The sequence below is a fragment of the Curtobacterium sp. B8 genome (assembly GCF_000333315.1).
Classification (GTDB): domain Bacteria; phylum Actinomycetota; class Actinomycetes; order Actinomycetales; family Microbacteriaceae; genus Curtobacterium; species Curtobacterium luteum.
The window spans coordinates 19,272-31,165 of sequence record NZ_BACW01000326.1; the positions used below are offsets into that span (position 1 = coordinate 19,272).

Consider the following 11,894-nt stretch of genomic DNA (forward strand, 5'->3'; position numbering starts at 1 on the left):
GTACCTCTCAGCTCACTCGCTTGCGGACGATGTACCGCGCGAGCATGTTGATGACCAGGGTGATGACGAAGAGGACCAGGCCCGACGCGACGAGGGCGTTCAGGGCGGTGCCGGAGGCCTCGGCGAACTGCAGGGCGATGTTCGCGGCGATGGTCGAGGGGTTGAGCGACGTGAGCACTTGGAGGGTCACGTTCGTCGACACCGACAGCACGAGGGCGACGGCCATCGTCTCGCCGAGCGCGCGACCCAGGCCGAGCATGATCGCGGACACGATGCCGGACTTCGCGAACGGCAGGACGGACAGGCGGATCATCTCCCACCGGGTCGCGCCGAGGGCCAGGGCGGCCTCCTCGTTGAGGGTCGGCGCCTGCAGGAAGATCTCGCGCATGACGGCGGTCATGATCGGGATCGCCATCACGGCGAGCACGATCGATGCCGTGAGGATGGTGCGGCCGGTGCCGGTCACCTGTCCGGAGAAGAGCGGGAACCAACCGAAGTACGTGTTGAGGAAGACGTAGAACGGCTTCACGAACGGCGCGAGGACGACGATGCCCCACAGGCCGTAGACGACCGACGGCACCGCTGCCAGCAGGTCGACGACGTAGCCGAGCACCGGGGCGAGCCGCCGCGGTGCGTAGTGCGAGATGAAGAGCGCGATGCCGAGCGCCAGCGGGACGGAGATCACGAGCGCGATGAGCGCGGACCACACCGTGCCGAAGACGAGCGGGCCGACGTAGTCCCAGAAGTTGGCGGAACCGTTCGGCAGCGTGCCGGCCTTGGCGACGAGCGCCGGGATGCTCTGCCAGACGAGGAACGCGGCGACGAGCACGAGGACGACGAGGATGAGGCCGCCGGAGATGACCGAGGCGGCGGAGAACACCCGGTCGCCGATGCGGACGACGGCCTTGGGCTTCGGGATGACGGTGGCCCCTTCGCGGGCCGGTGCGGTCGTCATGGGACTCCTGTCGGAGGATCGCCCGGGAACGGGAGAGCGGGGGAGGTGGGGAGGTGGTGCCGTGACGGGCGAGTGCCCGGACGCCGGTCGAGATGGGTGGGACCGGCGTCCGGGCGCTCAGCGGGCGTTACTTGATGGAGGCGACGGCCTTCGCGGCCTTCTCCGAGAGGTCGCTCGAGAGGGCGGCCGACTTGGCCTCCTTCGCGGCGGCGTCCTGCGCGTCCTTCGACACGACGTAGTCGAGGTAGCCCTTCACGAGCTCACCCGTCGCCGAGTCCTTGTACTCCTGGCACGCGATGGCGTAGGAGACGAGCACCAGCGGCCACGCGTTGTCGGCGGTGTCGGTGCGGTTGATGTCGATCGCGAGGTCGTTGTCCGCGCGGCCCGAGACCGTCTCGGAGTCCGCGACGACGGTGGCGGCACCCTCGGCCGAGATCGTGGTGGCCTTGTCGCCGACCATGAGCTTCGCCTTGTCGAGCGAGCCCGCGCCCGAGTCGTCGATGTAGGTGATGGCGTTCGAGGCGCTGGCCATCGAGGAGGCGACACCCGAGGTCTTCGCGGCGGCGTCACCGACCTGGTACGGGAAGGTCTGGCTCGGCTCCTTGCCCCAGACGTCCTTCGCGTTCGCGTCGAGGTACTCGGAGAAGTTCTCGGTCGTGCCCGAGTCGTCCGAGCGGTGCACGACGGTGATGTTCGCGTCGGGGAGCGAGGCGTCCTTGTTCAGGTCCTTGATCTCCGAGTCGTTCCACTTGGTGATCTTGCCGGAGAAGATGCCCGCGATGGTCTTCGCGTCGAGCGTGAGGTCCTTGACGCCGTCGACCTTGTAGGCGATCGCGATCGGGGAGATGTAGACCGGGATGTCGATGGCCTTGGAGTCCGCGGCGCACTTGGCGAACGAGCCCGAGAGCTCGTCGTCCGAGAGGGCGGCGTCGGAGCCGGCGAAGTCCGCGGCACCCGAGATGAAGTTCTTGCGGCCGGCGCCCGAGCCGTCGGGCGAGTAGTTGACCGTGACGCCGGAAGCGACGTTCTGGAACCCGGCGGTCCACGTGGCCTGCGCGGTCTGCTGCGCGGACGAGCCCGAGCCGGTCAGGGTGCCGGAGAGCTTCGAGTAGTCCGTGCCCGAGCTCGACGAGCCGGAGGCGTTGTCGCCCGCGCCGCCCTCGTTCGAGGCGCAGGAGGACAGCGCGACGGCGCCGACGATCGCGATCGCCGCGACCGTGCCGATTCGCTTGATGTTCACAGGGGTCCCTTCGGGAATGTCAGTGCAGGTGGGACCGCTGCGGGTCCCGCGGGCCGGTGCTGACCCGGGAGCGACTGTAGGGACGAGAGGTGACCCGGGAGGTGCCCGGGGGTGAACGGGAGGTGAACGAGGGCTTGCCCCGCTCGCGGCGCGTGGACGCGCAGGCCGGTGCGGGTGCAGGATCGGGCCACTGCGCCCGCGCGCGGCGCATGCGTTCGCATGCTCGGCGGTGTCGGCCGGGAGGCACGGATCACCGCCGCCGCGAGGCCTCCGGCGACGGGCCGGTCGGCCTGGGAAGGCGTTGTCCGAGGCCTACGAGGCGATGGTGTTCCGGTGCGTCTCGACGGCGACGAGCTTGCCGCCGGCGATGTGCATCACGGCGAAGTCGCCGACGGAGAGCATCGCTGCCTGACGGAGGTCGAAGTGTCGGCTGCCGTCGGCCGTCGCGCCGGCGATGCGGGCGATGATGTCGGGCAGGACGGGCCCGTGCGAGCACAGGACGGTCGACTTCGCCTTGTCGATCCGACGCAGCACGACGCCCTTGACGTTGGCGGCGCCGCGGTCGTGGGCGTCCTGGCTGATGTCCGGGGTCGACGAGACGCCGACCTTCGTCCGTGCGGAGAGGGGCTCGACGGTCGCGAGGCACCGCGCCGCCGTGCTCGAGACGATCTTCTTCGGGCCGAACGCCGCGACCGGTGCGACGACCGCCCGGGCCTGCGAGCGGCCGACCGGCAGCAGTGGCCGGGTGGCGTCCGGTCCGTCCCAGTCCGAGCCGGGGACGGTCTTCGCGTGCCGGAGTGCGATGAGGGCGAAGGTCTTGTGCTCGCCGGCGGCGGCGCGGTCGGCGAACCGGTCGAGGACCTCGACGTCGCGCTCGTAGGTCAGCCGGCCACGGGCGTCGTCGATCGACACCCACTCGACCGCGGCGACCTCGTCGTTCGGCCGGAACGTCCCGGCGCGTTCGAACTCCTTGTTCGACACCCGGGCGGACCAGTAGTGCACGACCTTGTCGCGGCCGTTCGGCAGGACGTACTCGGCGGTGCCGAGCGGCGCCCCGAGGTGGACCCGGTAGCCGGTCTCCTCGTCGATCTCGCGGACCGCGGTCGTCGGGACGCTCTCGCCCGGGTCGACCTTGCCCTTCGGGAAGGAGACGTCGTGGTGGTGCCCGCGGTGGATGAGCAGCACGAGCGGCCGCCCGTCCTGCTCACGCCAGACGACGGCTCCGGCTGCGACGACGGGACCCGTGGGACCGCCGCTCACCGAGTGGAGCGCTTCCGGGCCGAGATCTTGAGCATGAGGACATTCTGCACGTCCGCGAGGGGGCGCCCGTCAGCATCGGTCGAGTGGCGTGTCCACTCGCCGTCGGACTCCAGGTGCCACGAGCTCGTCGTGTCGGCCATCGCGAGGTCGAACATGTCCTGGACCTCGGTCACGTGGGCGGGGTCGGACAGGCGCACGAGGGCCTCGACGCGACGGTCGAGGTTGCGGTGCATCATGTCCGCGGAGCCGATGAACACGACCGGGTCGCCGTCGTTGTGGAACGCGAACGCCCGCGAGTGCTCGAGGTACCGGCCGACGACGCTCCGGACCCGGATGGTCTCCGAGACGCCTTCCATCCCCGGCTTGAGCGAGCAGATGCCGCGCACCCAGACGTCGACCGGCACGCCGGCCTGGCTGGCGAGGTACAGCGCGTCGATGATCTGCTCGTCGACCATCGAGTTGACCTTGATCCGGATGCCCGAGGGCTTGCCCGCGCGGGCGTTGTCGGCCTCGGCCTGGATGCGCTTGATCAGTCCCTTGCGCAGGTGCAGCGGGGCGACGAGCAGCCGCTTGAACTTCTTCTCGATGGCGTAGCCGGACAGCTCGTTGAAGAGGCGGGTCAGGTCCTTGCCCACGGTGTCGTCGGCGGTGAACAGGCCCATGTCCTCGTAGATGCGCGAGGTCTTGGGGTTGTAGTTGCCGGTGCCGATGTGGCTGTAGTGCCGGAGCGTCCCGCCTTCCTGACGGATGACCAGGACGAGCTTCGAGTGCGTCTTCAGCCCGACGAGGCCGTAGACGACGTGCACGCCGGCCTTCTCGAGCTTGCGCGCCCAGCCGATGTTGTTCTGCTCGTCGAAGCGCGCCTTGATCTCGACGAGGGCGAGCACCTGCTTGCCCGCGGCGGCGGCGTCGATGAGGGCCTCGACGATGGGGCTGTCGCCCGAGGTGCGGTAGAGCGTCTGCTTGATCGCGAGGACGTTCGGGTCGGCAGCCGCCTGTTCGAGGAACGCCTGCACGCTCGTCGCGAAGGACTCGTACGGGTGGTGCACGAGGACGTCCGACCGGCCGATCGCCCGGAACAGGTCCGGCTTCGTGTTCGGCTCGCCCGGCTGGAACTGCACGGGCGTGGTCGGCACGTGCTTGGGGTAGTGCAGGTCCGGTCGGCTGATCTTCGCGATCTCGAACAGGCCGCCGAGGTCGAGCGGCGACGGGAGGCGGTAGACCTCTTGCTCCGTGATGTCGAGCTCGCGGACGAGCAGGTCGAGCGTCACCGGGTCCATGTCCTCGGTGATCTCGAGGCGGATGGGCGGTCCGAACCGACGGCGGAGGAGCTCGCGCTCGAGGGCCTGGATGAGGTTCTCGGCCTCGTCCTCCTCGATCTCGACGTCCTCGTTTCGGGTCACGCGGAACACGTGGTGCTCGAGCACCTCCATCCCGGGGAAGAGGTCGTCGAGGTGGTTCGCGATGAGGTCCTCGAGCGGGATGTACCGCTGCCGCCCGGAGCCGTCGTCGGGCAGGGCGATGAACCGCGAGAAGTTCTGCGGGACCTTGAGGCGCGCGAACTCCTGCCGCTGCGACTTCGGGTTCCGCACCCGCACGGCCAGGTTGAGCGACAGCCCCGAGATGTAGGGGAACGGGTGTGCCGGGTCGACCGCGAGCGGCATGAGCACCGGGAAGATCTGCTCGTTGAAGTACTCGCGCATGCGCAGCCGGTCGGCTTCGTCGAGGTCGGACCAGTGCTCGATGTGGATGCCCGCGGCGTCGAGGTCGGGCTTCAGCGAGTCGATGAACGCCGCTGCGTGGCGGTCCTGCAGCTCGTGGGCCTTCTGGGCGATGTCGCGGAGGACGTCGCTCGGGGCGCGCCCGACGTTCGTCGGCACGGCGATGCCGGTGTCGATGCGGCGCTTGAGCCCGGCGACGCGGACCATGAAGAACTCGTCGAGGTTGGACGCGAAGATGGCGAGGAAGTTCGCACGCTCCAGCAGCGGCTGCGTGCGGTCCTCACCGAGCTCGAGCACACGCTGGTTGAACCGGAGCCAGCTGAGCTCGCGGTCGAAGTAGCGGTCCGAGGGCAGCGACTCGTGCTCCACCTCGACGACCTCGTCGAAGTCGTCGAGGTCCGGTGCGACGGATTCGCCGTCGAGCTGCGGTTCGGTGTCCATGCCCACATCCTGCCACCCGCGGCCTCCGCGACGAGGGCTGTTCGTGACGGCTGTGAAAACGCGGCGTGAACGGACCCGGTGTGCAGGGGTCAGGCGGCGGCGTACTGGACGTCGATCGCGTGCTGCGTGAACCCGGACCGCCGGTAGAGCGCCAGCGCGGGCTCGTTGTCGCCCTCGACGTACAGCGCGGCGGCGGTGAGGCCGCGCCCGACCAGTCGCCCCCACCCGGCGCGCATGAGCACCCCGCCGAGTCCCTGTCCTTGCAGGTCGGGCCGGACGGCCACGGCGTAGAACTCGCCCGTGCCGTCCTCGACCTTGAGCCAGCAGGACCCGGCGAGCCGGCCGGTCGCATCCCGCACGAGCAGGAGGTCGTCCCCGGAGAACCAGGGGTCGGCCTCGCGGGCACGGAGGTCGTCGAGTGTCATCCGGCCCTGTTCGGGGTGGTGCGCGAAGGCGGCGGCGTTCAGTTCGAGCCAGGCGGCCTCGTCCTCCGGGTCAGCGGCCCGGAACGCCGCGAGCGACGAGCCGTCCGGCAGTGCCACGTCCGGCGCGACCGACGGCACCGGCGCCCGGAGCTGCAGCAGCGTGCGGACGGCACGCCAGCCGAACCGCGCCGCGAGCGCCCGTGCAGCCGGGTGGTCCCCGTGCGCCCACGCGAGCCGCGGAGCACGCGACGACGCGCCGGGCGCCCCGTCGCCCAGGGCGAGCGCCTGCGTGACGAGGGCGGTCCCGAGGCCGCGCCCACGGGCCTCCAGGGCGACCGCCACCTCGAGCTCTCCGTCGCGCACGACGGCGACCCCGCGCTCGTCGCCGATGACCGTCGCGCGCCCGGCTCGGACGTCGACCAGCGTCTGGTCGGAGAACGGCCGAGGCTCGCCCGCGACCGAGAACGCGTCGAGCGCGATCGTCACTGTCCGGCCAGTCGCTCGGCCTCGTCCTCGTAGACGTTGAAGCGGTAGCCGACGTTCCGGACCGTGCCGATGAGCGACTCGAGGTCACCGAGCTTGGCGCGGAGCCGTCGCACGTGCACGTCGACCGTGCGCGTGCCGCCGAAGTAGTCGTAGCCCCAGACCTCGCTGAGCAGCTGCTCGCGGGTGAACACGCGCGAGGGATGCGTCGCGAAGAAGCGGAGGAGCTCGAACTCCTTGAAGGTGAGGTCGAGCGGCCGTCCGCGGACCTTCGCCGAGTAGCTGGCCTCGTCGATGACGACGCCGGACGCCTGGATCTTGGTGCTGGCCGGCTGCTTCGCCGCACGACCGGCGGCGAGCCGGATGCGGGCGTCGACCTCGGCCGGGCCGGCCGACTCGAGCACGACGTCGTCCACGTTCCACTCGCTGTTCACCGCGGTCAGGCCGCCCTCGGTGACCACGAGGACGATCGGCGTCGGCGACCCGCTGGTGACGAGGATCTTGCACAGGGCCTTGGCGCCGACGAGGTCGACCCGGGCGTCGACGAAGACCAGGTCGCTCTGCGGCGCGTTCACGAGCTGCGCGGCCTCGGCGGGGACGTGGCGGATCCGGTGGCTCAGGAGACCGAGGCTCGGCAGGACGTCGCCGGGCGCGGCCGAGGTGAGTACCAGGAGCTGGGCCACAGGACCTCCAGAGCGTGGGGGACGACGTGGACACATCCTAGTGATGCTCGGGAAGCGGCCCGCCGTCCGGGCGGACGGTGCGCCCGCGGATGCGGACGCGGCCGCGGACGCTGGCGCGGTACCCAGCGGGCGCGGGCGGCCCGGCCCGCGACCGGGCCCGCCCCACCGCCGCCCCGCCCGGCGCCCGGACACCCTCTGTCATGATGGGGCGCGTGACCGAGCCCGTGCCGCCCGCCGACCAGCGTCGCCTCAAGCTGACGTCCGTGCTCCCCGTGTGGCTGCTCGCGGTCGTCGGCGCCGTCCTCGTGATCACGCTCGCGCAGAAGGACTCGTTCGCCTGGCTCCTCCTCGTCTTCGTGCTCTGCGTGCTCGTCAGCTTCGTGCTGCAGCTCATCACGGCCACGAAGGACGGCCTGGTCGAACGGATCAGCATCGCCTCGTCCGGCGCGTTCGTCGTCGTGCTCGTCACCGCCGTGGTGCTCCTGGCGCGTTGAGCCGCGCCGCGTAGACTCTGGGCATGGATTCGCTGCTTGCGCTCGAGCTCTTCTACGTGGGCCTCCTCGGCTTGGCGTCGCTCGCGATCGCGTTCATCTCGGTGACCGTCGTCGTGAAGCTGTTCAAGGGTCAGCGTTGATCGAACTGCCGGAGGGCCTCGCACCCGAACTCGTGCCGCTGTCCTGGCTCGTCGGCGTCTGGGAGGGCACCGGCGTCGTCGAGTACCCCGTCGGCGACGAGGACGAGCCCCGGAAGTACGACTTCGGCCAGCGCGTGAGCTTCAGCCACGACGGCCTGCCCTACCTCAACTACTCGTCCACGACGTGGCTGCTCGACGACGAGCACACCCCGCTCGCGGCCGAGATGGGCTACTGGCGGCTCGACCGGCCGCACGAGCCCGGCGACCGCGGCCCGGCGATGCTCCTGGGCGACGGGCCGACCCCGTTCAGCACGACCCAGAGCGTCGAGACCCTGCGCAACGCGACCGACGGCTTCGACGTCGAGGCGGCGATCGTGCACCCGACGGGCGTGAACGAGCTCTACGTCGGACGGGTGGCGAAGGGTCGGATCGACCTCGCGACCGACACCGTCGTGCGCTCGCCGAACGCGAAGGAGTACTCCGCGGCGACGCGGCTGTACGGCCTCGTCGAGGGCAAGCTGTTCTGGGCGTGGGACATCGCGGCGCTCGGACGGGAGCTGACCTCGCACGCCTCGGGGCAGCTCGCGAAGGTCGACTGATGCCGACGCCGTTCGCGTCGCGGCCGGGCTTCGTGGCCGCCGACACGGGTGTGGCCGCGCACTACGGCAACCCGCTCGCCGAGCAGCGACTCCTCGATCGGGGTCGCGCGGTCGTCGAACTCGGGCTCGGCGTCGTGACCGTCACCGGCCCCGACCGGCTCTCGTGGCTCAACTCGATCACCTCGCAGCTCCTGCTCGGTCTCGTCCCCGGGGTCTCCACGGAGACGCTCGTCCTGGACGCCTCCGGCCGGGTCGAGCACGCCGCCCGCGTCGTCGACGACGGCACGGCCACGTGGTTGCTCACCGAGCCCGCCGACGCCGCGCCGCTCGCCGCGTGGCTCGACACGATGCGCTTCATGCTGCGCGTCGAGGTCGCCGACCGCTCCGCCGACTTCGTCACCCTCGGTCGGTTCGACGGTGCCGTCGGCCCCGCCGACGCGGCGGTCGAGTGGGTCGACCCGTGGTCGGAGGTCGCGCCCGGCGGTTGGGGCTACGCCGCCCTGGAGGCCCACCCCGCGTCCGACTGGACCCTCCGGATCGCGGTGGTCGAGCCCGGCACCGCGGCCGCGATCGCTGCGTCCGACGTGGCCGCCGCGGGCCTCCTCGCGTACGAAGCCCTGCGGATCGCCGCCTGGCGTCCGTCGCTCTCCGACGTCGACGAGCGCACGATCCCGCACGAGCTCGACTGGCTCCGGTCCGCCGTGCACCTGTCGAAGGGCTGCTACCGCGGTCAGGAGACGGTCGCGAAGGTCCACAACCTCGGGCACCCGCCGCGTCGTGCGGTGCTGCTCCACCTCGACGGGTCGGACGCGGTGCTGCCGGTGCCGGGGACGCCGGTGCTGCTCGGGGAGAACGAGGTCGGCCGTCTCGCCGCCTCGGCCGTGCACCACGAGCTCGGGCCGATCGGGCTCGCGGTCGTGAAGCGGTCCCTCGACCCGGACGCGACGCTGACCCTGCACGCGGACGACGTGGTCGTGACCGCGGCGCAACAGGTCATCGTGCCGCCGGGTGCCGGGGCGACGGCGAACGTGCCGCGGCTGCCACGGCTCGGCGCGGTCCGCCGCTCGTAGCGCGCCGACGCCCGCGGTGGCTCGCGCGCTCGGCCGCTCGGTGCGGGGTTTCCCACACGGTGCGGCGTTGCAACCTCGCACCGTGTGGACAACGTCGCACCGTGCGACGTCGCACCGTGCGACGTCCCCACCGTGCGACCTCGCACCGCGCGACGCGGGCGACCCCGGCGTCAGTCGGCCGGGGCCACGGCCTCCCACGGGACGGTGAGCTCGCCGAGGCGCCACCGCGAGCCCCCGTGCAGCACCGGCCAGCCGCGGTCCCGCAGGCCCCCGACGGCCGCGAGCCACCGCTGCCTCGGGCCGTAGGTGCCGAGCGGTGCCGCGACCGCCCAGGCCAGGTCGAGGTCGCGGAGGAAGTCGTGCACGCGTTCCCCGGGGACGTTCCGGTGGATGAGCGCCTTCGGCAGTCGTTCCGCCACCACCGAGGGCACCTCGAGCCCGGCCAACCGGAGCGACACCGTGAAGGTCCGCGGCGCGACGTCGTCGAGCGTCACCCACGAGGCCACCCGTCCGACCTCGTTGCACGTGCCCTCGACGAGCGCGCCGCCGGGCTGCAGGCGGTCCTGCATGATCCGCCAGGAGTCGACGACGGCCGACTCGTCGTACTGCCGCAGGACGTTGAACGCCCGGATCACCGCGGGACGACGACCCCCTGGCGTCGGGGTCTCGAAGCCGCCGAGCCGGAAGGTCACACCGTCCCGCGTGCCGGCGTTCGCGAGCGCCACCCGCTCGGGTTCGATCTCGATGCCGGTCACCTCGACGTCCGGGCGGACGCGGGCGAGCCGGTCGCGCATCTCGAGCGTCGTGGTCGGGCGGGCGCCGTACCCGACGTCGGCCACGAGCGGGTCGGCGGTCCGGCGGAGGACCGGGAGCGCGGCGATCCACCGGTCGACGCGACGGAGCCGGTTGACCCCGGTCGTCCCGCGCGTGACGTTCCCGATGGGCATGGCCCCAGGGTAGCGAGGCGCACCCGCTCGGTAGACTCGGGTGCATGACCTCCACGCTCGTCCTGCTCCGTCACGGCAACAGTGACTGGAACCAGAAGAACCTGTTCACCGGTTGGGTCGACGTCCGACTCAGCGAGCTGGGCGAGAAGGAGGCGAAGCGCGCCGGCGAGCTCATCGCCGGGTCGGGCATCGTGCCGGACGTCCTCTACACCTCGCTCCTGACCCGCGCGATCCAGACCGCCGACATCGCCCTGCTCGAGGCCGACCTCGCCTGGCTCCCGGTGAAGCGCGACTGGCGGCTCAACGAGCGCCACTACGGCGACCTGCAGGGCAAGGACAAGGCCCAGACGCTCGAGCAGTACGGCGAGCAGCAGTTCATGGAGTGGCGCCGGTCGTTCGACGTGCCGCCGCCCCCCATCGCCGACGACGCCGAGTGGTCGCAGGCCGGGGACCGCCGCTACGCCGACCTCGGCGACCAGCTGCCCCGCACCGAGTCGCTCAAGCTCGTGATCGACCGTCTCCTGCCGTACTGGGAGTCGGACATCACGAAGGACCTCGCCGCCGGCAAGACCGTCCTCGTCACCGCGCACGGCAACTCGCTCCGCGCGCTCGTCAAGCACCTCGACGGCATCTCCGACGACGACATCGCCGGGCTCAACATCCCGACGGGCATCCCGCTCGTGTACGAGCTCGACGACGACTTCCGTCCGACGAAGCCCTCGTACTACCTCGACCCCGAGGCCGCCGCGGCGGGTGCCGCTGCCGTCGCCGCCCAGGGCGCCAAGAAGTAGCACCCCGTCCCACGACGAACGCCTCGCCGACACCGGCGGGGCGTTCGTGCGTCAGACGAAGTGCGCGGCGATCTCCTGCACGAGGGCGCCGACGTCGTAGGGCTTCGCGGTGTCGACCCGGACGACCGGGGCGCCGGGCAGGCCGACCGGCCCCGCCGTGGGACCGTGCTCGTCCCAGAACGCGAGCACCGAGGCGAGGTCGCCGTGCACGTCGTGCCGGACCGGGAGCGTGCCCGGCTCGTAGCGCTCGCGCAGCCGCTCGTCGGCGGTCGCGCGGTCGACGTCGCACCACACCTCGACGACGCGAGGGGACCCTGCGGAGGCGAGCCCTGCCTCCAGGAGGGCGCGGTCACGTGACGGGAGCCAGACGGCGTCGAGGACGACCCCGTTCTCGACGGCCCGCGCCATCGACCACATCGTGTCCATCGCGATCGCGCCGAGGTCGCGCGAGGCGATCATCGGGCCGGCGATGTCGGCCAAGGGCTCCTTGATCCGGTCCTTCGACAGGAACGGGCACCCGAGGACCTCCGCGAGGGCGGCGCCCACGGTGCTCTTGCCCGAACCGGGCATCCCGTTGACGACGATCGCGACCTGAGCCATGCCACGATCCTCCCGTCCGAGCGGGGAGACCGCAAAACGGGAGTC

12 protein-coding genes are annotated in these 11,894 nt (G+C 71.4%); 4 read left to right on the forward strand and 8 right to left on the reverse strand.

From position 1 onward, the window contains the following. Positions 1–7 precede the first annotated feature (7 nt). From pstC to I59_RS08110, 6 genes are all read right to left on the reverse strand, one after another. Positions 8–955: a phosphate ABC transporter permease subunit PstC gene (pstC, locus tag I59_RS08085; RefSeq protein WP_022903430.1), complete on the reverse strand. Its 948-nt coding sequence runs from the start codon at positions 953–955 to the stop codon at positions 8–10. A 127-nt stretch (positions 956–1,082) separates the two neighbouring features. Beyond that, positions 1,083–2,195 carry a phosphate ABC transporter substrate-binding protein PstS gene (locus tag I59_RS08090; protein ID WP_022903431.1) on the reverse strand — a complete coding sequence of 371 codons (1,113 nt, stop codon included), beginning with the start codon at positions 2,193–2,195 and terminating at the stop codon, positions 1,083–1,085. Between the two features lie 312 nt (positions 2,196–2,507). Continuing rightward, positions 2,508–3,455 carry an NUDIX domain-containing protein gene (locus I59_RS08095; protein ID WP_022903432.1) on the reverse strand — a complete coding sequence of 316 codons (948 nt, stop codon included), beginning with the start codon at positions 3,453–3,455 and terminating at the stop codon, positions 2,508–2,510. Beyond that, positions 3,452–5,617: an RNA degradosome polyphosphate kinase gene (locus I59_RS08100; RefSeq protein ID WP_022903433.1), complete on the reverse strand. Its 2,166-nt coding sequence runs from the start codon at positions 5,615–5,617 to the stop codon at positions 3,452–3,454. Before I59_RS08100 ends, I59_RS08095 begins: the two co-directional genes overlap by 4 nt. An 89-nt stretch (positions 5,618–5,706) precedes the next feature. Then, positions 5,707–6,528, reverse strand: a complete 822-nt coding sequence (gene mshD / locus I59_RS08105) for a mycothiol synthase (protein ID WP_022903434.1) — start codon at positions 6,526–6,528, stop codon at positions 5,707–5,709. Continuing rightward, positions 6,525–7,208 (reverse strand): response regulator transcription factor, encoded by a 684-nt coding sequence (locus I59_RS08110; protein WP_022903435.1) that lies wholly within the window; start codon positions 7,206–7,208, stop codon positions 6,525–6,527. The genes mshD and I59_RS08110 overlap by 4 nt, the downstream gene beginning before the upstream one ends. A 212-nt stretch (positions 7,209–7,420) precedes the next feature. Between I59_RS08110 and I59_RS08115 the strand changes: the two genes are divergently transcribed. The 3 genes from I59_RS08115 (at position 7,421) to I59_RS08130 (ending at position 9,511) form a co-directional block, all read left to right on the forward strand. Continuing rightward, positions 7,421–7,702, forward strand: coding sequence for a hypothetical protein (locus I59_RS08115; RefSeq protein ID WP_148286137.1), 282 nt, complete (start codon positions 7,421–7,423; stop codon positions 7,700–7,702). 136 nt (positions 7,703–7,838) lie between these two features. Continuing rightward, entirely contained in the window at positions 7,839–8,441 is a 603-nt protein-coding gene (locus I59_RS08125; protein WP_022903438.1) for an FABP family protein, read from the forward strand. Then, on the forward strand, positions 8,441–9,511 hold the full coding sequence (locus tag I59_RS08130) for a folate-binding protein YgfZ (RefSeq protein WP_022903439.1): 1,071 nt from the start codon (positions 8,441–8,443) through the stop codon (positions 9,509–9,511). The genes I59_RS08125 and I59_RS08130 overlap by 1 nt, the downstream gene beginning before the upstream one ends. Before the next feature lie 170 nt (positions 9,512–9,681). Here the strand turns inward: I59_RS08130 and I59_RS08135 are convergent, their stop codons facing one another. After that, positions 9,682–10,458 carry a methylase gene (locus tag I59_RS08135; protein WP_022903440.1) on the reverse strand — a complete coding sequence of 259 codons (777 nt, stop codon included), beginning with the start codon at positions 10,456–10,458 and terminating at the stop codon, positions 9,682–9,684. A gap of 44 nt (positions 10,459–10,502) precedes the next feature. Between I59_RS08135 and I59_RS08140 the strand changes: the two genes are divergently transcribed. After that, the gene (locus tag I59_RS08140; protein ID WP_022903441.1) at positions 10,503–11,249 is read left to right on the forward strand and encodes a phosphoglyceromutase; all 747 of its coding nucleotides are present in this window, start codon (positions 10,503–10,505) and stop codon (positions 11,247–11,249) included. A gap of 51 nt (positions 11,250–11,300) precedes the next feature. On the opposite strand, the gene I59_RS08145 is transcribed toward I59_RS08140, so the two are convergent. Next, positions 11,301–11,849 carry an ATP-binding protein gene (locus tag I59_RS08145; protein ID WP_022903442.1) on the reverse strand — a complete coding sequence of 183 codons (549 nt, stop codon included), beginning with the start codon at positions 11,847–11,849 and terminating at the stop codon, positions 11,301–11,303. Positions 11,850–11,894 lie beyond the last annotated feature (45 nt).

Bases quoted from the DNA above. Each gene is read 5' to 3' on its own strand.
- pstC (WP_022903430.1), bottom strand. From the start codon at position 955: ATGACGACCGCACCGGCCCGCGAAGGGGCCACCGTCATCCCGAAGCCC.
- I59_RS08130 (WP_022903439.1), top strand. From the start codon at position 8,441: ATGCCGACGCCGTTCGCGTCGCGGCCGGGCTTCGTGGCCGCCGACACG.
- I59_RS08140 (WP_022903441.1), top strand. From the start codon at position 10,503: ATGACCTCCACGCTCGTCCTGCTCCGTCACGGCAACAGTGACTGGAAC.
- I59_RS08145 (WP_022903442.1), bottom strand. From the start codon at position 11,849: ATGGCTCAGGTCGCGATCGTCGTCAACGGGATGCCCGGTTCGGGCAAG.
- I59_RS08100 (WP_022903433.1), bottom strand. From the start codon at position 5,617: ATGGACACCGAACCGCAGCTCGACGGCGAATCCGTCGCACCGGACCTC.
- I59_RS08135 (WP_022903440.1), bottom strand. From the start codon at position 10,458: ATGCCCATCGGGAACGTCACGCGCGGGACGACCGGGGTCAACCGGCTC.